At 75.9% G+C, this 24,538-nt stretch carries 15 protein-coding genes; 9 read left to right on the top strand and 6 right to left on the bottom strand.

Annotation, left to right across the window (positions count from 1 at the left end):
* Positions 1–379: 379 nt before the first annotated feature.
* Positions 380–1,939, bottom strand: coding sequence for a serine/threonine-protein kinase (locus tag WME83_RS27760; RefSeq protein ID WP_437312709.1), 1,560 nt, complete (start codon positions 1,937–1,939; stop codon positions 380–382).
* Between the two features lie 170 nt (positions 1,940–2,109).
* Between WME83_RS27760 and WME83_RS27755 the strand changes: the two genes are divergently transcribed.
* The 4 genes from WME83_RS27755 (at position 2,110) to WME83_RS27740 (ending at position 8,801) form a co-directional block, all read left to right on the top strand.
* The gene (locus WME83_RS27755; RefSeq protein ID WP_437312708.1) at positions 2,110–4,746 is read left to right on the top strand and encodes a protein kinase domain-containing protein; all 2,637 of its coding nucleotides are present in this window, start codon (positions 2,110–2,112) and stop codon (positions 4,744–4,746) included.
* A gap of 172 nt (positions 4,747–4,918) precedes the next feature.
* Entirely contained in the window at positions 4,919–6,025 is a 1,107-nt protein-coding gene (locus WME83_RS27750) for a serine/threonine-protein kinase (protein ID WP_437312707.1), read from the top strand.
* A 52-nt stretch (positions 6,026–6,077) separates the two neighbouring features.
* The gene (locus WME83_RS27745; RefSeq protein ID WP_437312706.1) at positions 6,078–7,199 is read left to right on the top strand and encodes a hypothetical protein; all 1,122 of its coding nucleotides are present in this window, start codon (positions 6,078–6,080) and stop codon (positions 7,197–7,199) included.
* A gap of 168 nt (positions 7,200–7,367) precedes the next feature.
* On the top strand, positions 7,368–8,801 hold the full coding sequence (locus tag WME83_RS27740; protein WP_437312705.1) for a sigma 54-interacting transcriptional regulator: 1,434 nt from the start codon (positions 7,368–7,370) through the stop codon (positions 8,799–8,801).
* 5 nt (positions 8,802–8,806) lie between these two features.
* Here WME83_RS27740 and WME83_RS27735 read toward each other — a convergent pair whose 3' ends face one another.
* Both WME83_RS27735 and WME83_RS27730 read right to left on the bottom strand, forming a co-directional pair.
* A complete protein-coding gene (locus WME83_RS27735) occupies positions 8,807–10,531 on the bottom strand; it encodes a hypothetical protein (protein ID WP_437312704.1) in 1,725 nt (574 codons plus the stop codon).
* A gap of 44 nt (positions 10,532–10,575) precedes the next feature.
* The gene (locus WME83_RS27730) at positions 10,576–14,631 is read right to left on the bottom strand and encodes a protein kinase domain-containing protein (protein WP_437312703.1); all 4,056 of its coding nucleotides are present in this window, start codon (positions 14,629–14,631) and stop codon (positions 10,576–10,578) included.
* A 29-nt stretch (positions 14,632–14,660) separates the two neighbouring features.
* On the opposite strand from WME83_RS27730, the gene WME83_RS27725 reads away from it, so the two are divergent.
* From WME83_RS27725 to WME83_RS27715, 3 genes are all read left to right on the top strand, one after another.
* Entirely contained in the window at positions 14,661–16,088 is a 1,428-nt protein-coding gene (locus tag WME83_RS27725; protein WP_437312702.1) for a serine/threonine-protein kinase, read from the top strand.
* A 468-nt stretch (positions 16,089–16,556) separates the two neighbouring features.
* Complete coding sequence (locus tag WME83_RS27720) at positions 16,557–17,240, top strand: hypothetical protein (protein ID WP_437312701.1); 684 nt, start codon at positions 16,557–16,559, stop codon at positions 17,238–17,240.
* 172 nt (positions 17,241–17,412) lie between these two features.
* On the top strand, positions 17,413–18,078 hold the full coding sequence (locus WME83_RS27715) for a hypothetical protein (protein WP_437312700.1): 666 nt from the start codon (positions 17,413–17,415) through the stop codon (positions 18,076–18,078).
* Between the two features lie 85 nt (positions 18,079–18,163).
* On the opposite strand, the gene WME83_RS27710 is transcribed toward WME83_RS27715, so the two are convergent.
* Together WME83_RS27710 and WME83_RS27705 are read right to left on the bottom strand one after the other, a co-directional pair.
* Positions 18,164–19,195, bottom strand: coding sequence for a serine/threonine-protein kinase (locus WME83_RS27710; protein ID WP_437312699.1), 1,032 nt, complete (start codon positions 19,193–19,195; stop codon positions 18,164–18,166).
* 458 nt (positions 19,196–19,653) lie between these two features.
* On the bottom strand, positions 19,654–20,688 hold the full coding sequence (locus WME83_RS27705) for a LysR family transcriptional regulator (protein ID WP_437312698.1): 1,035 nt from the start codon (positions 20,686–20,688) through the stop codon (positions 19,654–19,656).
* Between the two features lie 123 nt (positions 20,689–20,811).
* Between WME83_RS27705 and WME83_RS27700 the strand changes: the two genes are divergently transcribed.
* On the top strand, positions 20,812–22,008 hold the full coding sequence (locus WME83_RS27700; protein ID WP_437312697.1) for an FAD-dependent oxidoreductase: 1,197 nt from the start codon (positions 20,812–20,814) through the stop codon (positions 22,006–22,008).
* A 116-nt stretch (positions 22,009–22,124) separates the two neighbouring features.
* Here the strand turns inward: WME83_RS27700 and WME83_RS27695 are convergent, their stop codons facing one another.
* Positions 22,125–23,006 carry a hypothetical protein gene (locus WME83_RS27695; RefSeq protein WP_437312696.1) on the bottom strand — a complete coding sequence of 294 codons (882 nt, stop codon included), beginning with the start codon at positions 23,004–23,006 and terminating at the stop codon, positions 22,125–22,127.
* Positions 23,007–23,452: 446 nt separating this feature from the next.
* Between WME83_RS27695 and WME83_RS27690 the strand changes: the two genes are divergently transcribed.
* Entirely contained in the window at positions 23,453–24,535 is a 1,083-nt protein-coding gene (locus WME83_RS27690) for an NADH:flavin oxidoreductase/NADH oxidase (RefSeq protein WP_437312695.1), read from the top strand.
* The last annotated feature ends 3 nt before the right edge of the window (positions 24,536–24,538 follow it).

Below are 24,538 nucleotides of genomic sequence, written 5' to 3'. Positions count from 1 at the left end.
ATGCCAATTCGGAATTGGCACGCAGCCGTGCGATTGCTTCGATATTTGCGGCCCCCGGACGCCGGCCGAGCGAGGCGGGATGTCGCACTGCGCCCGCCCTGCCTCGCCTTCTGATGGCAACTTTCGCCGGCGCTGCTCGATATTCCAGCTTTGAAAGCGAACGGCGCAAGAACGCCGTTACGAGAGGCCTCGTCCGGCCGGTCCGGCCGCGCGCGCCGGCGTTCGCGGAACGCCTGGGGCGGCTGGAGGGTTGTGCTCACATGTGCCCGGAGAGAGCTCCCATGAAGGCGAGAAGGCAGGAAGATCAGGGATCTTTTCTTCCCGCCTTCATGGTCAATTTTGAGCACTCCCGGCTGGGGCGCGGCAGCGCGAGGTCGCCTCAGAAGCCGATCGTGTCCTCAAGCGGCGGCGGCTTCGTCGCCGCCGGGCGGCCCGTCGTCGCGGGCCGGCCGCGGCCGTCCGCGGCGCCGCGCGGCGCTGCCGTTGCGCCGGGCTTCCCGGCCGCGGTCGCGCCCGTCCGGAGTCCTGCCGCGGCCGGCTGGGCCGCCTGGGCGCCGGCCGCGGCCGGCTGGGCCGCCTGGGCGCCGGCCGCGGCCGTGTCCGCCTTCGCGGGCTCGACCGTGGCTTCCGCCGCGGGCTCCGCCGGCGCGATCTGCCCCGGCGCCACAGCGCCGCCCTGCGCAGCGGGCCCAGCCGGCTGCGCCGCGCCCGACGCCGCCTGCTGGGGCGCCGGGTCGGCCGAGGGCGAAGGCTCCTCCACGCTGGACGGCGGCCTCGCCACCAGGAACACGACCACCGACAGGGCCGCCCCTGCGGCGAGCGCCCCCGCCAGGATGGCCGGCGCCCACTTGCGGGGCCCGTCCGTCCCCGAGGTCGCCATGCCGGCGAGCGTCCGCCCCGGCGTGCCCGTGCTCGACAGCCGCGCGCCCGGCGCCGACGACGGCGTGCCGGTGGTCGAGAGCCGCGCGCCCGGCGAAGGCGGCACCGGCGGCCCGAACAGCACTGGCTGCGACCCGCTCCCGGGCGCGCCCCCGTGGCTCGCCCGGTCCCCGCCGGACGACGGCTCGCTCGTGAACGGCGTGCGCGCGAGGCCGAGGACCGCGTGCTCCAGCGCCTCGGCCATCTGCCGCGCCGACGCGAAGCGCGCCGCCGGATCGAGCGCCAGCGCCCGCTTCATCCAGGCGTCGATCGCCGGGGTGAGCTCCGGCCGGATCGCGCTCGGCGGCGTGAAGATCCCGGTGTGGAGCACGACCGACAGCGCGCCCAGCGTCTCGCCCCGGAACGGCACCTGCCCGGTGAGCGCGTGGTAGGCGACCACCGCGAGACCCCAGAGATCCGCGCGGAAATCGACGTGCTTCGCGCTGAGCAGCTGCTCGGGGCTCATGTAGAGCGGCGTGCCGAGCATGCTCCCGGTCGACGTCATGCCGAGATCGCCCTGCGGCGCGCCCTGCACCCGCTTCGCCACCCCGAAATCGACCACCTTCACGAACAGCTCGCCCTCGACGTCGAGCAGGAAGATGTTGTCCGGCTTGACGTCGCGGTGGACGATCCCGAGCTGGTGCGCCCGCCCGAGCGCCTTCGCCGTCTGCGCCACGATCGCCGCGACCTCGACCGGCGGCAGCGCGCCCAGCCGCTGCATGCGGCTCTTCAGGTCCTCCCCCTCGAGCAGCTCCATCACGATGTACGGCACGCCGTCCGGCGTGACCCCGTGATCGAAGACCTGCGCGACGTGCGGGCTCTTGATCTGCGCGGCCGCCATCGCCTCCCGCCGGAAGCGCTCGACGAAGCCGCTCTGGTCCGCGTAGGCCGGCGACATGAACTTCACCGCCACCTGCGTCCCGAGCGCGAGGTGATCGGCCACCCACACGCTCCCCATCGCCCCCTTGCCGAGCTCCCGCGCCAGCCTGAGCGTGCTCGTCACCTGCTGTCCGGGGTTCATCGGGGGTGCCTCTCCACTCAGCCGAGCCGCCGACCCGAGAAGGCGTCCTGTGCGCGAAGCGCGGTCCTCCGGGCGTCTACGCGCACAGCGTACAACAAACACCCCGAACCGTCACCACCGAGCGCGTAGGCCGCGGACGTGGCAGGGGCTCTCGGATAAGCTCTCGCCATATGCGCGAGGGCACGCTGGTCGCAGGCCGGTTCGAGGTGCACCGCCTTGCCGGCGCCGGCGGGATGGGCACGGTCTACCGGGCGACCGACCAGCTCACCGGCCGGCCCGTGGCGCTCAAGGTCGCGCCCCCGGAGCTCGCGGCCCGCTTCCGGCGCGAGGCGCGCCTGCTCGAGGCCGTGCAGCACCCGCTCATCGTCCAGCACATCGCCCACGGCACGAGCGACGACGGCGCCCTGTGGCTCGCGATGGAGTGGCTCGACGGCGTCACGCTCGACGCGCGCCTCGGCGAGGGGCCGCTCCCCGTCGCCGACGCGCTGCTCGTCGCCCACCAGATCGCCGACGCGCTCGCCGCCGTGCACGCGCTCGGGATCACCCACCGCGACCTCAAGCCGAGCAACGTGCTCCTCCGCGACGGCAGGGTCGACGGCGTCGTCCTGCTCGACTTCGGCGTCGCGCGGGCGGCGGCGTCGACCACCCTCGTCACGGAGGCCAGCTCGCTCGTCGGCTCGCTCGGCTACGTCGCGCCCGAGCAGGCGCGCGGCGACGCCGAGGTCGACGCGCGCGCCGACGTCTTCGCGCTCGGGGTGCTGCTCTTCGAGAGCCTCGCCGGGCAGCGCCCCTTCGCGGCCGACGACCCGCTCGCCGAGATGTGCCGCATCCTCCTCGAGGAGGCGCCGCGCCTCGCCGATCGGCGCCCCGACGTGCCGCCCGCCATCGACGAGCTCGTCGCGCGCCTCCTGGCGAAGGACCCGTCCGCCCGCCCCGCGGACGGCCGCGCGGCCGCGGCCGCGCTCGCGGAGACGCGCGCCCAGCTCGCGCACGCGCCCGGCGAGGGCGGGGACGGCGCGCCGGCGTCGGTCACGGGCGACGAGCGGCGGCTCATCAGCGTCGTCCTCGTCGACCTGGGCGCCGCGGACCCCGAGCCGGCGAGCGATCGAGGCGTCGAGCGCGTCGTCGCGGACGTCGCCGAGGCGTTCGGCGGCGATCGGGTGCGGCTCGCGGGCGGCACGCGGATGGTGCTCCTGTCCTCGCAGACCGACGAGGCGTTCACCGGCCGCGGCGGCTCGGGCACGATGGTCGCCTTCGACCTCGCGGCGCGCGCCGCGCAGTGCGCCCTCGCGATGAAGGCGCGCCTGCCCGGGCGCCCGGTCGCGCTCGCCACCGGCCGGGCGCAGGTGGGCGAGCGCCTGCCCGCGGGCGACGTGATCGACCGCGCGGTCGCCTGCCTGCGCGAGGCCGGGGCCGACGTGCGCATCGACGAGGTCACGGCGGGGCTCGCGGCCCCGCGCTTCGAGGTGATCGGCGACGGCCCCTCGTTCCTGCTGACGGGCGAGCGCGACGGCACGGAGCCGGAGCGCACGCTCCTCGGCCGCGTTACCGCGTTCGTCGGGCGCGACCGCGAGCTCGCGATGCTGCGCGGCCTCTACGAGCAGAGCGCCGACGAGCCCGTGGCGCGCGCCGCGCTGGTGCTCGGCGAGGCGGGCATCGGCAAGACGCGCCTGCGCTGCGAGCTCGTCCGCGCGGTGCGCGAGGCCGACGCGCGCGCGTCGGTCTACGTGGCGCGCGGCGACCCGATCGGCGCGGGGGCGCCGTTCGGCATGCTGGGCGAGATCGTCCTCGCGGCCGCGGGATGCCTGCCCGGCGAGGCGATCGAGGCGCGGCGCGGCAAGATCCGCGAGCACGTGGCGCGCGCCGTGCCGGCCGCGGAGGCGCGGCGCATCGCGTTCTTCCTCGGCGAGATCGCGGGCACGCCGTTCGACGATCCGGACCCCGAGCTCGACGCCGCGCGGGGGGACGCGGTCTTCCTCGGCGAGCAGGCGCGCCGCGCCGTGCTCGACTGGCTCGCCGCGCGGTGCGCCGAGGGGCCGGTCGTGGCGGTGCTCGAGGACATGCACTGGAGCGATCACGCCTCGGTGTCGGTGCTGGACGAGGCGCTCCTCTCGCTCGCGGATCGCCCGCTGCTCGTGCTCGGCTTCGCGCGCCACAGCGTGATGGAGACGTTCCCCGGGCTGTGGGCGGCGCGCGGCGTGCAGCACATCAAGCTCGGCGCGCTGAGCCCGCGGGCGGCCGAGCGGCTCGTCCGCAGCGTGTTCGGCGACGAGCTCGCGCCGTCCGAGGTGGCGCGGCTCGTCGAGCACGCGGACGGCCACCCGTTCTTCCTCGAGGAGCTGATGCGCGCGCGGGCCGAGGGCCGGAGCGACCTGCCGCCCACGGTGGTGGCGCTGATGCACACGCGGATCGAGGCGCTGCCGGCCGAGGCGAGGCGCACGCTGCGCGCGGCGAGCCTGTTCGGCGGCAGCTTCTGGCCCGACGGGGTGCGGCAGCTGCTCGGCGCCGGCACGTCGGCCGAGGCGCTCGATCGCTGGCTGAAGGGCCTGCTCTCGGAAGAGCTCGTCGCCCGGCGGGGCGTGTCGCGCTACCCGGGGCACGAGGAGCTCACGTTCCGCCACGGCCTCGTGCGCGACGCCGCCTACGGGATGCTCACCGACGGCGATCGCGCCGCCGGCCACCGCGCCGCCGCGCGCTGGCTGCGCTCGGTGGGCGAGACCGACGAGCGGGTCCTGGCCGAGCACGTCGAGCGGGGCGGCGAGCCCGAGCGCGAAGCCGGCGAGGCGCTCGCCCGCGGCCCGGCGTGAGGGCGGCAGGGAAGCAGGGGGAGGCAGGGAAGCTGGGAAGCTGGGAAGCTGGGAAGCTGGGGAATAGCGCGCAACGCGCGACAAAGCGTCACGCGACGGCGGCGCGTAACGTAAAATGGCCGGGTTGATGGATTTCCATTGACGTGATACCTGGCCGTCCAGAGTATCGAGCATGGAGTCGTCTGGTCTGGGCACTGTCGGTCCCTACGAGCTGCTGCTGCAGCTGGCCGTGGGCGGCATGGCCGAGGTCTTCATCGCCCGTCGCGCCCGCGCGGCGGGCTTGGGCGACGGGGGCGCGGGCGGCGCGGCTGCCCCGCGCGAGCCGCTCGTCGCGGTGAAGCGGATCCGCGCCGATCTGCGGTCCGAATCGGGGTATGCGGCGATGCTCTTCGACGAGGCGGGCATCGCGTCGCGCATCGCGAGCCCGAATTTCGTGCCGATCCTCGATTGCGGTCTCGACGACGGGGGCGCGCCCTACCTCGTGATGGAGCTCGTGGTGGGGGTGACCCTGAAGCACCTCACGCGGCCGCCGGAGATGATCGAGATCGGCGACGCGCTCGAGCTCATCGCGCAGGCGGCCGACGGGCTGCACGCGGCGCACGAGGCGCGCGACAGCTCGGGGGAGCTGCTCCAGGTGATCCACCGGGACATCTCGCCGTCGAACGTCCTCGTCGGCGTGGACGGGCGGGCGTCCATCTGCGATCTCGGGCTCGCGTACGCCCTGCGCCGCACGACGCGGACGAAGACCGGGACCGTGAAGGGGAAGCTGAGCTACCTCTCGCCCGAGCAGGCGCACGCGCGGCCGCTGGATCGGCGCTCGGACGTGTTCTCCCTCGGGGTCGTGGCGTGGGAGGTGCTGGCGGGCAGGCGGCTGTTCATCGGCAGCAGCATGCTGTCGATCCTGCACGCCGTGCTGGAGCGCGAGGTGCCGCCGCTCTCGAGCGAGCGCGAGGGCGTGGGGCCGGCGGTCACGGCCGCCGTGGCGCGGGCGGTCGAGCGCGACCGCGACGCGCGCTGGCCGACGGCGGCGGAATTCGCGCGGGCGCTGCGCGACGCGGCCGAGCGCGAGGGGCACGCGGCGTCGGGCGCGGCCATCGGCGCGCGGGTCGCCGAGATCCTCCCGGAGCCGCTGCGGCCGCTGCCGCCGTACTACGCGCCGGGCGGGCCGGTCGTCACGCCGGAGATCATCGCAACGCTGCGCTCGATGCACGCGGCGGGGGTGGTCGGCGAGGGGGACCCGAGCGGCTTCCTGATGCCGCGGGGACGCTCGCGCGGCTGAGCGGCGCGCACGCAGGGGCGCGCGCCCGTCCGGGAGGATAGGATGTCCGGGGATGGAGCCCGTCTTCTTCCTGATGATCCTCTCGGGAATCGCGGGGCTCGCGAGGTGCTTCGCGGGGGCGCGAGGGGAGGCGAGGCGGGCAGCCGAGGTTCGATGGCGGCTCGCCCGGCCCGTCTGGCAGCGCGCCGCGGCCCTCGTCGGGGGGCAGTTCAGGTCGGGCCCGAGCCCGTCGGGCGACCCGCGGATGCAGATCTCCGTCGTGCTCGAGAACGTCGCGCTGCTCGTCGACCACGACATCGATCACGGCGACGTGCTCGCCGTGCGCTACCGCACGCGGATCACGAGCACCGCGCGGAACCCGTCGGGCCTCAGGCTCCGGGTCAACGAGCAGCGGCTCGGCGGCGCGAGCGGCGGGCCCTTCCGGGCGAGGCGGGTGGACGTCGGCGATCGGGCAGAGGACGGCGCCTTCGTCGTGAAGGCGAGCAGCGCGACGCTCGCGCGCTGGTGGCTCACCCCGGAGCTGCGCGCGGCGCTCCGCGCGGCCACGGACTACCAGGTCACGCTCGAGTCGCACCGGCTCACCGCGGTCCGCGCCGGGCTGGAGGACGACGCCGAGAGGCTCGCGAGCGCCATCCGCGCCGCCGCGCTCCTCGCCGGCCGCGGGCGGGCGCTCACGAAGGAGCTGCGGGCGCTGGCGCACGAGCTCGGCGGGCGCCTCTCGCCCGGCGCCGGCACCATCTCGTCCGAGGGCGAGGTGACCATCGAGCTCGAGCACCGCGGCCGGCGCGTGACCGTCGAGTTCGGGCGGGATGGGAAGAAGGGACCGTTCGGCACCCAGGTGCGCGCCGCCCGCGCCGCGTCCCCCTCGGAGCGGTTCGCCGCGAGGCGCCGGGCCAGGCGCGCCGCGGCGAAGGGGGCGCCCCGCCCGCGCGGCGACGAGCCCCTCTCCGTCGCTTACGAGGTGCAGGCCGAGGCGCCGGACCGGCTGGCGCGGCGCCTCGGCGACGAGCTCCAGCGCGAGATCGTCGCGCTCCGCCCGGCGGCGATCCTGGGCGACGAGGCCGCCGTCACGCTGGTGTTCGGCGCGCTCGAGACGGGGCGCGACCGGATCGAGCGCGCCATCGCCCTCGTCGCCGCGCTCGCGGCGCCCGGCCCGCACGGGCCCTACCGCTGATCGCGCCGAGCCGCCGTGTCGCCGTGAGCCCGGCGTGACGGCGCGCGGCGGCGGTCACGTCGTCGGCCGCCGCCGGCCGGGGCGTGGTAGATCGTGGGCCTGCAGCATGCAGGCTCACGTCGAACTCCCGGCGCCTCCTCCGGCCGCGCCCTCCCCGGGGCGGGCCGCGTGAGCGCGGCGCGCGACGAGCCGACCACGCTGGTCCGCACCCAGCGGCGCGCCGGCTCGGGCGCCGAGCCGCGGCCGTTCCTGTTCCTCGTCCTGCAGTGCCAGCGGCCGCTGGATGCGCCCGCGCGGCTCCCGCTCGACGGGGTCGACGAGGTGCGGTTCGGGCGGGGCCCGGTGCGCTCGATCGACCGGCGGACCGAGGGGGAGCGGGCGCTGCTCGACGTGCGCCTCGAGGACGGCTGGGTGTCGTCGCGGCACGCGCGGATCACACGCGAGGGCGGCCGGCTGCGCCTGGAGGATCTCGGCTCGACGAACGGCACGTTCGTGAACGGCGCGCCGCAGCGGAGCGCGCTCCTCTCCGAGGGGGACCTGATCGAGCTCGGGCATACGTTCTTTCTGTTCCGCGAGGTCGCCGCGCCCGGCGAGGCGCTCTGCGAGGCGGCGTCGGCGCCGGATCAGCCGTTCGGGCTCGCCACCTTCGCGCCGGCGCTGGTCGAGCGCTTCGCCGCGCTCCGGGCCGTCGCGCCGGCGAACATCCCGGTCGTGCTGCAGGGCGAGAGCGGCACCGGCAAGGAGGTCGTCTCGCGCGCCATCCACGCGCTCTCGGGCCGGCCCGGCCCGTTCGTCGCCATCAACTGCGGCGCGCTGCCCGCGAGCCTCATCGAGTCCGAGCTGTTCGGCCACAAGAAGGGCGCCTTCTCGGGCGCCGCCGAGGACCGGCCGGGCCTCATCCGCGCCGCCGATCGGGGCACGCTCTTCCTCGACGAGATCGGCGACCTGCCCGCGGCGTCGCAGACCGCGTTCCTGCGCGTGCTCCAGGAGTCGGAGGTCGTCGCCGTCGGCGCGACGCGCCCGGTGAAGGTCGACCTGCGCGTGGTCGTGGCCACGCACCGCGACCTCCCGGCGATGGTGGAGCGCGGCGACTTCCGCGGCGATCTCTTCGCGCGCCTGTCGGGCTTCGTGCTCGAGCTGCCGCCCCTGCGAAAGCGCCGGGAGGACCTCGGCCTGCTGATCGCCGCCCTGCTCCGCCGCGCCGCCCCGGACCGGGCGGGGGAGATCTCGCTGAGCTGCGAGGCGGCGCGCGTGCTCCTCCTGCGCGAGTGGCGGCTCAACGTCCGGGAGCTGGAGAAGTGCCTGGCGACCGCGATCGTGCTCGCGGGCAGCGGCAGGGTGGAGCTCGATCACCTGCCGCCGCCCGTCGTCGTCTCGCGCGGCAGCCTCCCGCCCGAGGCCTCGAGGCCCGAGGCCCCGCCGAGCGAGCGGCCGCGGCCCGCCGCGGAGGACGGGGCGCGGCGCGAGGCGCTGATCCGCCTCCTCCGCGAGCACCGGGGCAACATCAGCGCGGTGGCGAGGGCGATGGGCAAGGGGCGGACGCAGATCCACCGCTGGATCGCGCGCTACGGCATCGAGCCCGCGGACTACCGGGACGGCTGAGCGCTTTACGGCGCGTCCTCCGTGCCAGGGCAGAGCGGCGCGTTGACGTACGGCGCGCCGGCGACCATCCGCGCAATCGGCGATTCCCGGATGACGTCCGACGGGTGGTTGAGATAGACCGTGATCGGATGGCGCCATATGCCACCGGCGATACCCTTGCACTGCTGGAAATCGCCGTCCCCCTCCACGCGCCCCCCGTCGGCGACGGAGCATTGGTCGAGCGGCGGACAGTCCGTGAAGGAATGCGCATCGCCGCAGGCGCCGACCGAGGTCGCGACGCAGTCCTTGTCCTCCCCGGCGCCGGCGCAGAGGCGGGCCTCCACGTAGGCAGCTTGCTCGGTCCAGTATTCGCCCGTGCAGGCGAAGGCGTGTCGAAAGATGGACTCCCCGGAGCCAGGAGCGCCATGGAACTCGCCGTCTTCCGTCACCTCGTTCATCCCCTCCTCGAGCCGGTGATGGAGCGGTTTGTTCCCCCAGAAGCTCCCGTAGAACGCGCCCTCGCGCCAGCGGAAGACGCGCGCCTCCGGCGCGGGGTACTCCGCGGGCTTGAACGACGCCTCGATGATGGAGATGGCGCCGGGCGGCGGCGGTGGGACCGGCTGCACGTGGCTCGTGACGCTGAAACGCTTGTGCTTCTGGAGCGCCGGGCCCAGGACCTTCCCCAGCCCCGGGGCGCCGCCGCCCCCGCTCGTCCGCGGGGCGTTCATGACGCTGAAATGGCCGCTGACAGGGCATCTGAAGTGGAGCGCCGGCTCGCTGCGGCCGCTGCAGCGCACCTCGCTCGGCTCGAGGTGGTCGGGTGAGCCGCTGTCGCAGCCGCGGATGCCGCTGCAGACGCGGACCACCGTGTCGCCTTCTGGCAGCCCCGCGGCGCTCGACGGGTCGGCCTCGCAGTCGCCCAGCGGCTCGCCGCCGACGCCGATGTACACGTACGAGCCCGGGGTGCAGGTCCCGATGTGCCCGGCCGTCCAGCCGCAGTCGCGTGATGCGCCCGAGGTCTCGGTCGTGCACCGCGCGAAGCTCGGGATGGGCTCGCCGTCCTCGGTGACGGTCACCACGCGCACGGACGATGCCGGCGTGAGGAGCTCCGGCCGATCCTCCTGGAACGCCTGGCCTCGCATCGAGAGGGTGACATGGCGGCCCAGGGCGTTCACCCGCGACAGCATGCACGCCGTGAGGAGCTGCCGGCACTTCGGCCCGATCCCGCCCTCGGCCCACTGGGGGCATATCCCGATCTCGCCGGGAAACGTGTATTCCTCGCCGGTCGACGTGTCGGTGTACGAGACGCTCTGTCCCTCGTCCAGGGCGCAGGAGACGAGATAGCGCATCACCTCGCGCGTGGGCTCGTGGCGGAGCTGGAAGCGGAGCTCGGGCTCGCCGCCCTCGTCGGCGTAGCTCTCGGTCGCGAGCGGGACGGTCACCATGACGGGGTTGGCCCGGACGTTCGTGATCAGCGCGTTGCGGGTGAGCGCCGCGGCGGAGAGGCCGTTGCCGTACACGCCCTGCACCGCGTCGATCCACGTCCCCACCAGGTCGCCGGCCGGCCCGGTGGTGGCCGGCCCGGTGGTGGCCGGCCCGGTGGTGGACGACCCGGTGCCGGCCGCCCGCACCGAGACCGGCGGCGCGTCGAAGGAGGCTGCGCCTTCGCCGACGACGCAGCCCGCGCCGGCGCCGGCGATCGAGAGCCCGAGACAGAACACGAACAACCCAGGAGTCCGGTAGATCTTCACGCGGTCAGGTTCCTTTCTGCGCTCGGGCAAGCCGGCTGACCGGTTCACGCGCCGACGTTCGCCCTCAGCGCGAGGAGCGCGCGCTCGAGCTCGTCGAAGCGCCGCTCCCAGAACCCCGCCGAGATCGACCTCGCCTCCTCCAGGAACACGAGCGCATCGCCGGCGGCGCCCGCCCGGAGGGCCGAGAGGACCGCGCCGTGCAACGCCTCCGCGTGCTCATGAAGGATCGCGGTGCGCCGCGCCTCCTCCACGAGCGCGCGCCACCCCGCTGCGTCGAACCGACCGGCTGCCCGGTCGTCCAGGGTCTGTTGCACCAGGCATGCCAGCGTCCGGGCACAGGGGGTCAGCTCGGATTCGGGGAGGCTCGCGCGGGCCTCGGCCAGGTGCCGGGCCGCCTCCTCGTGCTCGCCGCGGGCGAGCTGGATGCGGGCGAGGAGCAGGGCGTCGTCCGGCGAAGGGCGCTGGTTGACGTAGCGCCGCTGGAGGTCGAGGCACCGGCGCGCGAGGGGGAGGGCCTCGTCCAGCGCGCCCATCCAGTAGCGCAGCTCGGACAGGTTCAGCGTGGCCATGCGCTCGAGCTGGGCGTGGCCGAGCTCGCGCGCGAGGCGGACCGCCTCCCGCTGGTCCTCGAGCGCGCGGCCTTCGTCGCGCCGCTTCACCCACATGAAGAGCCGGTTGATGTACGCGGTGCAGAGGTGGAAGACGTCGCCGGCGCGCAGGCAGGCCCGGGTGACGGTCTCGCCGTGGCGCTCGGCCTCGTCGAGGCGGCCGGCCACCGAGAGCGCGCCGACGAGCAACAGCCGCGCGATGACGTGCGCCTCGTGGTCGCCGAGGGCGAGCGCGCCGCGGGCGGCCCGCTCCAGCTTGGGGATCCCGTCGTCGACGCGCTGGCCGCGGCAGTCCGAGCGGCCGCTCGCGAGCAGGCAGCGCGCGTCGAGGCGCGCGTCCCCGAGGCCCGCGCAGAGCTCCGCCGCGCGCGCCGCGGCCGCCGCCGAGGCGGGGAAGTCCTCGAGCCAGTCGAGCGCGGTCGCCTCCTCGAGCAGGAGCTCGGCCGCGCGGCCGCGGTCGCCCGCGGCCTCGGCGAGCGCCCGGGCGGCGCGCAGATCGGCGAGCGACTCGCCGAAGCGCTGCAGGCGGTAGCGCGCCCGGCCGCGGCCCGCGAGCGCCCGGCCGCGGGCCGCGGCGTCGCCGCCGTCGAAGAGGCGCAGGGCCGCGGTGAAGCGCTGCTCGGCCTCGACGACGTCGTGCCGGGCGAGCGCCTCCTCCGCGAGCTCGGCGTGCGCCGCCGCCGCGGCGGCCGCCTCGCCCGCCGCCGCGGCGTGGCGAGCGATCCGGGCGCGCGACCCCGCGGCGAGCGGCGCGCCGGCGAGGCGCCGGAGGACGGCGGCGTGCAGCGCGCGGCGGCGGGCGGGCGGGATGCGCGCCTCGACGGCCTCGCGCAGCAGCGGGTGCCGGAAGGCATACCGCGGCGGCGACGCCGGCAGCGCGACGAGCACGCCGGCCCGGGCGAGGCGCGCGAGGCCGACGCCGGGGTCCAGCGCGCCGACCGGCGGGGGCGCGCCCGGGGCGTCGAGCGCGGCCTCGAGCTCGGCCGGGGAGAGGTCGTCGCCGAGGACCGCCGCGCGCTCGAGCAGGTCCACGAGCGGCGGCGGCAGCGCCGCGAGCGCGCGCGCGGCGAGGCGCTCGCCGAGCGGCGCGGCGGAGAGCGAGAGCAGCTCGTCCGGCGCGAGGGTCCAGCCCTCGCCGCCCCGGGCGCGCCGGATCGCGCCGCCGACGCGCAGGGCGCAGGCGACCTCCACGAGATCGCGCGGGACGCCGCGCGAGAGCGCGCGCAGGTGATCGAGCACGGCGCGCGGGACGAACTCCACCGGCCGCAGGTGGTCCTGGAGCACCGCGCCCGCGGCGTCGGCGTCGAGGGGCCCGAGGTCGAGCGCGAGGCGGCGGGCGGCGCGCTCGCCCAGCCCCGGGCGGAGCGACGCGATCGAGGGCCGGGCCGCGAGCACGATCGCGAGGCGCGCCGGGCTGCCCTCCGCGGTGGCCAGCTCGAGCGCGTCGAGCGCGGCCGCGTCCGCGCGGTCGGCGTCGTCGAGCAGCAGCGCGAGCGGCGCGGCGGCGGCGAGGGCGGCCGCGAGCGCCCGGGCCTCGGCGTGGCGGCGCGCGCCCGCCGCCTCCAGCAGGGGCGCGGCCGCGGGATGCCGGCCGGTGAGCCACCCGAAGGCGAGCCCCACGGCCGGCCACGCGCGGGCGGCCTCCGGCGCGCCAAGGCGGCGTGCGAGCGCCGCGCCGACGGTCGCGTCGAGCGCGCCGCTCTCCGGGAGGCCGAGGGCCGCCCGGAGCAGCGCGACGAGGGTCGCGCCGCGCTCGGCCGCTTCCGGCCCGGGCGCGGCGGCGGCGTGCACGATCGCGCCGCCCTGGCGGAGCGCGGCCGCGAGCGCGCCGAGGAAGCGGGTCTTGCCGTGCCCCTCCGCGCCGAGCACGGTGACGAGCGCTGGCCCGCCGCCGGCGAGCGCCTCGGTCGCGGCGGCGAGGGCCGCGGCGAGGGCCGCGTCGCGGCCGCGCAGGGGGGGTTCGGCGGGCTCGCCGGGAAGCGCGTCGCGCGGGTCGGCGAGCGCGGCGTGGGGGGCTGGGTGCGCGCCGTGCGGGCCTTCGGCGAGCGCGCGCTGCGCTTCGGGCGTGAGGATCGCCGGCGGCGTGGCGCCGGCGTGCTCCGGGCCGGCCCCCCACGCCTCCGCGGTCTCCAGCGCGGTGCCTGCGAGCGTGACGCCGTGCGCGCCCTCGCGCACCCGGAGCGGCGCCAGGTGGACCACGAGGGATGGCTCCGCCAGGCCGGCGGCGACGAGGCGCCGGGCCGCGCGCACCGCCGCGCGCACCCCCTCGCCGGGGTCCGCGGCGGCGGGGAAGGCGAGCACCGTGTGCTCCCCGCGGAACCGCGCCAGGATGCCGCCTTCCGCGCGCGCGACGTCGGCGGCGACCGCGCCTGTGCGCTCGCGCGTGCGCAGGGCGACCAGCGCCACGGGACGGCGCTGGGCGGGCGAGGGGGCGCGCGCGTCGGAGCCGGTTGCGCGCGCGTCGGAGCCGGTTGCGCGCGCGTCGGAGCCGGTTGCGTGCACGCCCGAGAAGATCGTGCGCCCGCCGCACGGCGCCGCGCGCGCCTCCAGCGCCGCCGCGAGCGCGCGCGCCACGTCGCCCGCGCGGGCCGGACGGGCCTCGGGGTCTTTCGCCAGGCAGCGGAGGACGACCTCGTCGACGGCCGGCGGGAGCCGCGCGAACGACGAGGGCGGATCCGGCCGGCGCGCCACGTGGGCCTGCCGCACCTCCGCCGCCTCGCCCACGAACGGCGGCCGGCCGGTGAGCAGCTCGAAGAGCACCGCGCCGAGCGCGTAGACGTCCGCCCGCGGGCCCACGCCGCCCGCGCCGAGGCACTGCTCCGGCGCCATGTACGCCGCCGTCCCGAGGATCGCGCCGGTGCGCGTCAGGTCCGGGCCGAGCGCGCCCGTCGCGCCATCGGCGTCGTCCGCGCCGCGCGCCGGCGCCGCGAGGCCGAAGTCGATCAGCGCGACCTCTCCCCCGGGCCGCAGCCACACGTTCTCGGGCTTGAGATCGCGGTGCACGAGGCCCGCGTCGTGCACCGCGTCGAGGGCCGCCGCGATCGCGCGCGCGAGCCCGGCCGCCTCGTCGGGCGGCGTCGCGCCCGCGCCCGGCAGGTCCGCGAGGCGCGACGCGAGCGAGCTGCCCGCGAGCCGCTCCAGCGCGAGGAACGGGCGCAGGTCGGCGGCGCGGCCGCGGCCGAGCAGCGCGGGCGCCGCCGGGGGCGCGAGGCGGGCGAGCGCCGCGGCCTCGCGCGCGATCCGGCCGTCGTCCTGCCGCCGCGCCACCTTGAGCGCCACCGCGCGGCCGTCGCCCTCGCGCGTCGCCGCGTAGACGCGCGCGAACCCGCCCTGCCCGAGCATCTGTTCGACGCGGAACCCGGGCACGCGCGGGGGCGGCTCCGGATCGACCGCCTCGGCCGCGGCGCGCGCCGGCGGCCTCGCCAGCGGATGCCCCGGGCACGCGGCGCCGGCCCGCGCGGCGAGGCGGCGATGGCACTCGGGGCAGCGCATGGGGCGCGAGTATACTGGGGTAGGTTGCCGTGCTGACGCCTGCCGAGCTCGCCCTTGAACCCGAAGCGACCGCCGTCATCTCCGGCCGTCCGGAGGAGCTGCAGACGACCGTCGCGGGCGGCGCGCTCCCCGCGGGCGCGGTGGTCGGGGGCTACCTGCTCGACGAGGTGCGCCTCGCGGGCGGCTTCGGCGTCGTGCACCGCGCCTGGCCGATCGGGGGCGGCGCGGCGGTCGCGCTGAAGGTGCTCCGCCGCGAGCTGTCGCTCTTGCCGGCGATGCTCCGGCGCTTCCAGCAGGAGGCCGAGGTGCTCGCGCGGCTCAGGCACCCGTCGATCGTCGAGGTCCGCGGCGTCGGCGCGCTCGACGACGGCCGGCCGTACATCGCGATGGAGTGGGTCGACGGCCGGACCCTCGCGGACGAGCTGCGCGCGCGGGGCGCCCTCTCCCCGGCCGAGGCGGTCGCGCTGCTCGAGGAGGTCTGCGGCGCGCTCGCGGCCGCGCACGCGATCGGCGTCGTGCACCGCGACGTGAAGGCCCAGAACGTCATGATCCGCCCTGCCGCCGGCGGGGGCGGCGCGCGCGGCGTCAAGCTCGTCGATTTCGGCATCGCCAAGCTCCTCCACCCTGCGCCCGGCGCGCGGGGCGAGCGGAGCAGCAGCGTGATCCTCGGCACGCCGCTCACGATGGCGCCGGAGCAGATCCTCGGCGGCGCGGTGGACGCGCGCACGGACATCTACGCCGTCGGCCTGCTCGCCTACCAGCTCGTGACGGCCGAGCTGCCGTTCCAGGGCGCCGATGCGGTCGAGACCGAGGAGATGCACCTGCGCGCGCCGCCGCCCCGCCCGAGCGAGCGCGCGCCGGTGTCGGCCGCGTTCGACGCCGTGGTGCGCCGCTGCCTCGCGAAGGAGCCGGCGGACCGGTACGCGAGCGTCCCCGAGCTGCTCGCGGCCTTGCGCGGGGCGGTCGCCGCGCCGGCCACCGGGGGCGCGGCGGCGCCCGGCGGCGTCGGCGCGCCGCTCGGGCCGAGCACCGCGCTGCTCGTCGAGGCCCGGCTGGCCGCGCCGGACGACGCCGGCGACGACGCGCTCGCCGACGTGGAGCGCCTGCTCCAGGCGGCGCGCGCGGCGCTCTTCCGGATCGGGGCGACGCTCGAGATCGAGAGCGCCGACGCGCTGCTCGCGACGCTGCCCGCGTCGTACGAGCGCGCGCCGGCTCGGGCGCTCGGGTGGGTCCTCGAGCTCTGGGCGGAGCTCGGCGCGCGGGCCGGCGCGAGCGCCGAGGTCCTCCCGCGCCTCTTGCTGCACGCGGCCGCGCCCGAGGCGCTGCGCCGCTGGGCGCCGGGGCCGACCGGGGCCGGCGTGTTCGTGACCGACGCGTTCGCCGGGGGGCTCGCCGAGGCGCGCGAGCGCCCGCCCTTTACGGCCGCGGGCGGCGGGCTGCGCCGGGTCTCGCCCTGAGCGGCGTCGTCTGGGGCGGTGCCTGCGCGGTGGCCGCCCCGCGCGGCTTCGCGCGAGCGCGGCGTCGCCCTGAGCGCCGCCGGGTGGTGAGGGAGCCCGCTGTCACATCGTCCCTGCCACAAGGGGTGTGACAGGGGACGGTGTGACAGCGGCGATGTGACAGGGGGACAGCCCGCGTGCGGCAGAAGGGACGCCAGCGCGGCGCTGCCGTGTCGCAGCGCGGCGAGGGGCGCGCGGCCCTCGTGCGCGCGTCGTCTCGCAGGTTTTCGGCGTCCGGAGACGTCAAAGAGGCTCGCGGTGGCTGCCTCGTGGCTTTCAGCGGATGTCGCGGCGTCGCGTCCCCCGCGCGCTGGCAAGGCGCTTGCGATGGCGCCCCGCCGCGAGGCGCCGCCGCGACCGGGCCATCCTGGCCCGCCGGGCGGCCGGGCGCCTCGGCCTCGACAACACGATAGCTGAGGAGACATCGTCATGCCCATCGCTCGCTCTGCATTCGCGCTCTTCGCCCTGTCCGCTGCCGGCTGCGCCGTCGATGCGGCTGCCCCGGATCTCGCGGTGGATGCCCCGCCCCTCGCGGAGAGCTGGATCGTCAGCTCCACCCCGTCGATCGATCTCTGGAGCTCGGGCCTGAACGCCAACCTCTCGGCCTGGAAGCATATCCACTGTTACGAAGATCATGGTGATGGATATATGTTGACTGGCATCAACGTGCATCAGGAAGCCATCGCCGATCCTGACGAGTTCGTCGCGAGGATGACCGGCGAGTGCCGGGAGTTCGACCTCACGGATCCCGCGCTTCCGCGGACGGGCGGGTTCGCGACGAGCAATATCTTCGAGGCCCCTCTCTTCCGCACCGGGGTGTTCCAGCTCGACGTCGTGAACGACAACTATCCGATCGGCTTGGATCTCAAGGTGGACGGTGACAACGACTACGTGAAGGACGTGCGCATCGTGTACGCTCCGCTGAACTGGAATGCTACAGCCCTCGCCCTCGGCTCGTATTCCGTCACGAGCTGGGCGTTCGGGTACGCCGGGAGCAAGGTGAGCCTGAGCTGCCCGGCCCAGAGTGTCATGACGGGGCTGGCGCTGCGGTTCGACGAGGTCGAGGGGAAGATCCGGACGCTGAAGATCCACTGCAGAGATCTGCAGCCCTGAGCGGGCCGGCTGCCGGCGCGTCCGCCGGGGCCTCGGGGCCCGGCGGCGCCGGCTCCGAGCGGGGGTTCTCTTTTCGCGGCCGGATAAGGCATCATCAAGCGAGGCCGCCCCGGGGTGAGTCGAGGACCCGCGGCGGCATCGGCCGGATGACATCGATGGACGAGCTGACCCCATGACGACCCTCCTGCGCCCCGAGGACGCGCTCGAGCGCCTGCGCCGCGCCGGGCTCGCGACCCAGATCGACGCCGCGGCGTTCGCGGCCGCGTGCGACGCGGAGCGCGCCGGCGCGCCGCTCGACGCCGAGGTCGCGCTCTCGGCCCTCGCGTCGCTCTACGGCGTGCGCGGCCCCTCGGAGGCGAGCGACCCCGACGTCGCGTTCGTGGTGGACGAGCACGCCGCTTCCGACCCGAAGGTCCTCGCGGCCGTGTGGCTCGCCCTCGAGCGGTGGCTCGAGCGCGCGATCCCCGTCTCGGTGGCGACCGACCTCGACGAGCTCGTCTCGTACGCGGGCGACCTGTGCTTTCTCCGCCGGCACGCGGGCGCCGCGGGGGAGGCGCCCTGTCTCTACTCCATCGACGGGTGGCGGTCGCGCGACGACACGCCCTTCACGCTCTATGCGCTGCGGCGGGACGGCGCGCCGCTCTATGCGCTCGGCGTGCCGGTGGAGTTCCATGTTCATCCGGACACCGAGGCTGCGGCCGCCGGCATCTTCCGCGTGGACGGCCTCACGGACAGCTTCCGCGAGCACGCCCCGGCGTGCGACGCATGCCGCGACGCGCTCCGGAGCGCCGCCGCGCGGCGCGTCCTCCCCGACGAGTTCCGGCCGCTCCTCGGCTGAGCCGGCGACCGGCCGGGGAGGCCCCGGCGACCGGCCGGGGAGGCGGCGCACCGTAAGGGCGGTGCCCCGTCACTGCGGCGCGCGATCAGGGATCTGCGCCCCGCCGTTCCAGGAGGCGCGCCGTCGCGGCCTGCGCCGCGTGGACCGCCCGCCCGGCGGCGCGGAGGGCCTCCTCCACGCTGCCGCGCGCGCCGGCGGCCCCAGTCCCTTCCCACAGGAGGCCCGCGGCGAGCGCCGCCCCGAGCGCCGCTGCGGCGCCGGCCGCCGCGAGTCGCAGGCGCCTTGGCCGCGCCCGCGACGCAGCGGTCGACGCCGCAGGCGCACCGGCCGCGGCCGCGAAGGCGCCGATCATCGCCTCGACGCTCGGGAACCGCTCCGACGGGCTGATCGCGAACGCGCGCGCGAACCACGCCTCCAGGGCGGGCGGCGCCTCCGGGCACAGCGTGGTCACCGGGGGCCGCGCGCCGACCAGGATGGAGGCGAGCACGGCGGCCAGGTTGCGGCCCGGGAACGGCTGCTGCCCGGTCAGCGCCTCGTGCGCGACGACCGCGAGCGACCACAGGTCGAGCTGCGGGCCCGCCAGCCCGTCGCACGTGTGCTCCGGGCTCAGGTACGCGGGCGTCCCGAGCACCACCCCGTCCGCGGTCCGGCGGCGGAAGTCGGTCGGCCGATCCTGGCCGACCCATTTGGCGATCCCGAAATCGGTGATCTTGGTGCGTAGGTGCCCGTCGCTCCCGTCGACGAGCAGGATGTTCGACGGCTTGATGTCCCGGTGCACGATGCCGAGCCCGTGCGCCACCGACAGCGCCTCTCCGAGCTGCCGCAGCAGCGCCGTGAGCTCGACGGCCGGCATCTTTCCCCGCTCGTCCAGCAGCTGCCGCAGCGACCTGCCGCGCACGTACTCCATGACGAGGTACGGCCCTGCCGCCGGGTCTTCCCCGGCGTCGTGGACGGCGACGACGCCGCCGGTCCTCTGCCCGAGCCGCGCCGCGACCCGCGCCTCCAGGCGGAACCGCTCGATCGCGTCGAGGTTCCGGCCGCTCCGCGCGACCACGAGGAACTTCAGCGCGACATCGGCGCGCCGGACGCAGTCGTGCGCGCGCCAGACCTCGCCCATGGCGCCGCGCCCGAGCGGGTGCTCGAGCCGGTAACGCCCGCCGACGAGGCGGCCTCGCAGCCGCCCGGCGCGGCGCGAGGAGGCTGGGCGGGAGTCTGCGGGTCGGTCAGCGAGCGCGGCCGCGGCGCGCGCGCCGTCTCTTCTCTGGGAATCGGGCTGGGGATCGAACGAGGATGGCTGGAACACGATCGAGCACCTCCGTGCCGCCTCTGTGTCCCAGATGCGTCGGTGCTCCTCTCGGGCGACGCGCTGGGGCCAGGGACCGGGGCATGCCCGGAGCGTACCGCGAAGTTGGGATTCAGGAAATGCCGGACAGCGCGCCTCCCGCAGAGCGCCAGCTGCGGACTTGCGCTCACAGGGGCCTACGGTGGCGCTCGACGTCGGTGTCTGCGCTCCGACGAGCGGCCCGGCCCCCAGGCAGCCTGCCGTTCATCGAACGGATCACAGAAGGTGGGAAGTCAGGAAGAGGGATTGACCCGCCTCCCCGTCTTCCCACCTTTCTGCTCGCGCCGGGCGCGGGAGGCTGCCCCCTCCTGCGAGCGCCCCGCCCGGGGGCGCGGGTGCGCGCGCGGGGGCGTGGGCTCACCCAAGGCGGAGATGACGATCTCGCGGAAGCAGCGCGCGCCTTCGTCCTCGTGGGTCCTCTCGTGCCAGACGAGCTGGATCCTCGAAGAGAACCCCGGCATCGGCGGCTCGATGATCGCGAGCGGGGCGAGGCGGGCGAGCGCCTCGGCCAGGCGGCGAGGCATGCCGGCGATGAGATCGGTATTCGCGGCCGCGACCGCGGCGGCGGAGAAGCTCGGGACCGTCATGGCGATCTCGCGGCGCAGCCCGTGCGCCGCGAGCTGCTCGCGGGCGGCCCGGTTGCCGATGCCGCCCCGCCCGAGCGCGACGTGGATGTCGATGTGGCGCATCGCATTGAACACCTCGCGCGTCATCGGGCCGCGGGCGCACGGGTGGCCGCGGCGGACCACGAAGACGCTGTCCTGCTCGTAGAGGTCCGCGGCGTGGTGGCCGGGCGGCAGCGGGTGAGCAGGCGCGATCGCCGCGTCGATCTCGCCGCCGGCGAGCCCCCCGGCCGCCTCGAGGTGGTCGACGCTCGCGACGCGGAGGACCGCGCGCGGCATCTCCGCCGCGAAGGCCCGCGCGATGGCCGGCAGGCTGCATATCTGATCGAGGTCGGAGCAGGCGATCGCGAACGCGCGCGAGGTCGTCTTCGGGTCGAACGCGCGGTCGCCCTCGATCGCGCCGGAGAGCTCGCCGAACGCCGCCCGGAGCCGCGGAATCATCCGCTGCGCGCGGGGCGTCGCGACCAGGCCGCGCCCGCTCCGGACGACGAGCGGGTCGCCGAGCTGCGCGCGCAGCCGCGCGAGCGAGTTGCTCACGGCCGACGGCGTGACGTGGAGCCGCCGCGCCGCGCGCGCCGCGCTCCGCTCCTCGAGCACCGCGTGGAGCACCAGCAGGAGGTTGAGATCGAGCGCCGGTAAGTTCACGATCCGTGACGATTAGCATCACGAACCATCACTGGCAATGAATGCCTGTCACACGCATGCTGGCCCGGACATCGGACATCGAGCTTGCGTGGCTCGACCGGCGGACAGGGTGGAGGTGGTGAGATGACGAAGCGAGGCGTGCGGCGGGCGATCGTGATCGGCGGAGGCATCGCGGGCCCGGTGCTCGGGATGTTCCTGCGGCGCATCGGCGTGGAGGTGACGATCTTCGAGGCGCGCGAGGCGCCTGCGGAGCAGGAGGGCGCGTTCCTGGGCATCGCGCCGAACGGGATGAACGTGCTCTCGGAGCTCGGCATCGCGGGCGCGGTGGAGGCGCTCGGCGCGCCGTGCGCGGGCCTCCGGTTCGAGAACGCGCGCGGCCGGCGCGTCGGGGTGATCGATCAACGGGAGGCGCCGCGCCGCTTCGGCGCGGGGCTCGTCATGATCCGCCGCGGGGCGCTGCACGCCGCGCTCGCGGAGGAGGCGGCCCGGCGCGGCGTCGCGATCCGGTACGGCGCGCGGCTCGAGGACGTGGACGCCTCGGATCCGCGCGAGGTCGTCGCGCGCTTCAGCGGCGGCGGCGAGGCGCGCGGCGACGTCCTCCTCGGGTGCGACGGGTTCCGCTCGCGCACGCGGGCGCGGGCGCTGCCCGGCGCGCCCGAGCCGCGCTACACCGGGCTCATCGACTTCGGCGGCTTCGCGCGTTGCCCCGGCGCGCCGCTCGAGCCTGGCTGGAACGTGATGGTGTTCGGCCGGCGCGCGTTCTTCGGCGCATTCGCGGCGCCCGGCGGCGAGGTGTGGTGGTTCCACAACAGCGGCGAGCCCGCTCCGGCGCACGGCGACGCCGCGCCGCCGGACGCGCTCCGCGAGCGCATCCTCGCGCTGCACCAGGGCGATCCGGGCTGGATCGCGGACGTGGTGCGCGCGACCCCGGAGGTCCTCGGGCCGTGGCTGCTGCACGACATCCTGACGATGCCGCGCTGGCACGCCGGCCGGGTTTGCCTGATCGGGGACGCGGCGCACGCGGCGACCCCGCACGCCGGCCAGGGCGCCTCGCTCGCCATGGAGGACGGGATGCTCCTCGCGAGGTGTCTCCGGGACGAGCCCGACCCGGAGCCGGCGTTCGCGGCGTTCGAGCGCCTCCGGCGGCCGCGCGTCGAGGCGATCGTCCGGCAGGCGCGCCGGAACGGCAGCCGCAAGGCCGTCTCCGGGCCGGTGGCGGAGTGGCTCCGCGACCGGGCGCTGCCGCTGTTCCTGCGGCTCGGCGCGGCCGCTCAGCAGCGCGCGTACGCGTACCGGATCGACTGGGAGGGGCGGGTCTAGCTCGCTCCGCCGTTCGGGCAGGCGCGAGGGCGTCGGCGAGGATGTCTGTACACGGGCAGCGCGTACCTTCGTGCCGTGTCAGGGCGGCTGTGGCGCGACCGGGGGCGCGCGCCGGATCAACGCGCCACGCAGATGCCGGCGCAGTCGGCGCTGCCGGTGGCCGTATCGCAGTCGTCGCTCGGGTCGTCGACGCACTCGAGCCCGTCGGGGCAGGAGAAGCCCGCGATGCCGCCGCACATGATGGGCTTGGGCTCGACGCAGACGCCGGCGCAGTCGGCGCCGCCGTGCTTGGGGTCGCAGTCGTCGGCCGGGTCGTCGACGCACTCGAGCCCGTCGGGGCAGGGGAAGCCCGCGATACCGCCGCACATGACGGGTGCGGGCTTGGGCTCGACGCAGACACCGGCGCAGTCGGCGCCGCCGTGCTCCGGGTCGCAGTCGTCGCTCGGGTCGTCGACGCACTCGAGGCCGTCGGGGCAGGGGAGGCCCGCGAAGCCGCCGCACATGGCGGGCTTGGGCTCGACGCAGACGCCGGCGCAGTCGGCGCCGCCGTGCTCCGGGTCGCAGTCGTCGCTCGGGTCGTCGACGCACTCGAGCCCGTCGGGGCAGGGGAGGCCCGCGAAGCCGCCGCACATGGCGGGCTTGGGCTCGACGCAGACGCCGGCGCAGTCGGCGCCGCCGTGCTCCGGGTCGCAGTCGTCGCTCGGGTCGTCGACGCACTCGAGCCCGTCGGGGCAGGGGAAGCCCGCGAAGCCGCCGCACATGACGGGCTTCGGCTCGACGCAGACACCGATGCAGTCGGCGCCGCCGTGCTCCGGGTCGCAATCGTCGCTCGGGTCGTCGACGCACTCGAGCCCGTCGGGACAGCTGGTCCCGAGGAAGCCGCCGCACTCCTGCTTCGTTTGCGGATCCTGCGTCTCCCCGACGTCGCCGTCGCCCTCCGCCTTGCAGCCGACGAGTCCAATCACCATGAGCAAGAAAGCCAGTCCCGTGTGGCGCATCAGAACCTCCGCGTCGTGCTTGTTCGAGCCCACATGCGGCCGCCGGCGCGGCGGTCGCGCGGCAGCCTGGCGCGCAGGCGCCGCCAGGGGAGGACACCCCTGACGCCACCGCCCAGGCCACCTTCAGGGCTCTTCTGTCTCGGCTCCCCGAGGCGCGTCCTTCGGGGAGCGGCGCTCCATCGTCGCGCCTGTCTTCGCCCCTCATGAGCAGCCTCCGTGCCAGCGAGATCTGGCACAGCTCGCGCGCAAATCGCGGCCCGCCGCCGGGGGAACATCGCGGCCGTGGTGTCTCACGTCTGTCTCGAAGTGTCTCACGTGTGCCAACGGTGAGACAGTCGGCTCGTGCGCCTCGCACGGAGGCCGCGGCGCCACGGCCGGAGGACCCCTCCGCTTGCGCTCGAGCGTCCGGGCTGCAACGCTGCGCGCCTCTTGCAAGGAGGTCTTCTGTGGCGAGCTTGTTCGAGCCCTTTCGCTTGAAGGACGTTACGCTGCGCAACCGCGTTGTCGTCTCTCCCATGTGCCAGTACTCCTCCGTGAACGGCCATGCGACCGACTGGCACCTCGTCCATCTGGGCTCGATGGCGAGAGGCGGAGTCGGCCTCGCCATCGCCGAGGCCACGGCGGTGTCCCCGGAGGGCCGGATCAGCCCGCGCGACGCCGGGCTGTGGGACGACGGTCAGATCGAGCCGCTCCGGCGGATCGTCGCGTTCGTCAAGGAGCAGGGCGCGGTGCCGGGCATCCAGCTCGCGCACGCGGGGAGGAAGGCGAGCGCCAACCGGCCGTGGGAGGGCGACGACCACCTCACGAAGGAAGAAGGCGCCTGGGAGACGCTGGCGCCCTCGGCGAAGCCGTTCGGCGCGTACCTCCCCCAGGTGCCCAGGGAGATGTCGAAGGCAGACATCGACCGCGTGAAGGGCGCCTTCGTCGCCGCCGCGCGCCGGGCCGTCGAGGCGGGCTACGAGTGGCTCGAGCTGCACTTCGCGCACGGCTACCTGGCGCACAGCTTCTACTCGCCGCTCTCGAACGCGCGCACCGACGAGTACGGCGGGGCGTTCGAGAACCGGATCCGCTTCCTGATCGAGACGTTCGAGGCGGTGCGGAGCGTCTGGCCGGAGCGCCTGCCGCTCACCGTCCGGCTCTCGATCACGGACTGGGTGGACGGCGGGGTCACGATCGAGGAGTCGATCGAGCTGACGAAGCGGCTCAAGGCGTCCGGCCTCGATCTGCTCGACGCGAGCCACGGGTTCGTGGTCCCCGATGTCTCCAAGATCCCCTGGGGCCCCGGCTTCCTGCTCCCGTACGCCGGACGCCTCCGCAAGGAGGCGGGCGTGCCGGTCGCGGCGGGGTGGTTCATCAACGAGCCGGAGCAGGCCGAGGCGGCCCTGAAAGAGGGCCAGGCGGACCTCATCGTGCTGGCCCACGCCCTGCTCGACGACCCGCACTGGGCCTACCACGCGGCGAAGAAGCTCGGCGTGGAGCAGCCGAGCCGCGTCCTCCCGCCGCCGTACGGCCACTGGCTCAAGCGCTGAGGG

The sequence above is a fragment of the Sorangium sp. So ce385 genome (assembly GCF_051474135.1).
Taxonomy (GTDB): domain Bacteria; phylum Myxococcota_A; class Polyangia; order Polyangiales; family Polyangiaceae; genus Sorangium; species Sorangium cellulosum_D.
This window is presented reverse-complemented; position numbering and strand designations above follow the sequence as displayed.

What these genes read in the sequence shown, in the direction of transcription:
- WME83_RS27715 (WP_437312700.1), top strand. Translation starts at nt 17,413, where the DNA reads ATGACGACCCTCCTGCGCCCCGAGGACGCGCTCGAGCGCCTGCGCCGC.
- WME83_RS27710 (WP_437312699.1), bottom strand. Translation starts at nt 19,195, where the DNA reads ATGGGCGAGGTCTGGCGCGCGCACGACTGCGTCCGGCGCGCCGATGTC.
- WME83_RS27750 (WP_437312707.1), top strand. Translation starts at nt 4,919, where the DNA reads ATGGAGTCGTCTGGTCTGGGCACTGTCGGTCCCTACGAGCTGCTGCTG.
- WME83_RS27695 (WP_437312696.1), bottom strand. Translation starts at nt 23,006, where the DNA reads ATGCGCCACACGGGACTGGCTTTCTTGCTCATGGTGATTGGACTCGTC.
- WME83_RS27730 (WP_437312703.1), bottom strand. Translation starts at nt 14,631, where the DNA reads ATGCGCTGCCCCGAGTGCCATCGCCGCCTCGCCGCGCGGGCCGGCGCC.
- WME83_RS27755 (WP_437312708.1), top strand. Translation starts at nt 2,110, where the DNA reads ATGCGCGAGGGCACGCTGGTCGCAGGCCGGTTCGAGGTGCACCGCCTT.
- WME83_RS27720 (WP_437312701.1), top strand. Translation starts at nt 16,557, where the DNA reads ATGCCCATCGCTCGCTCTGCATTCGCGCTCTTCGCCCTGTCCGCTGCC.
- WME83_RS27760 (WP_437312709.1), bottom strand. Translation starts at nt 1,939, where the DNA reads ATGAACCCCGGACAGCAGGTGACGAGCACGCTCAGGCTGGCGCGGGAG.
- WME83_RS27745 (WP_437312706.1), top strand. Translation starts at nt 6,078, where the DNA reads ATGGAGCCCGTCTTCTTCCTGATGATCCTCTCGGGAATCGCGGGGCTC.
- WME83_RS27700 (WP_437312697.1), top strand. Translation starts at nt 20,812, where the DNA reads ATGACGAAGCGAGGCGTGCGGCGGGCGATCGTGATCGGCGGAGGCATC.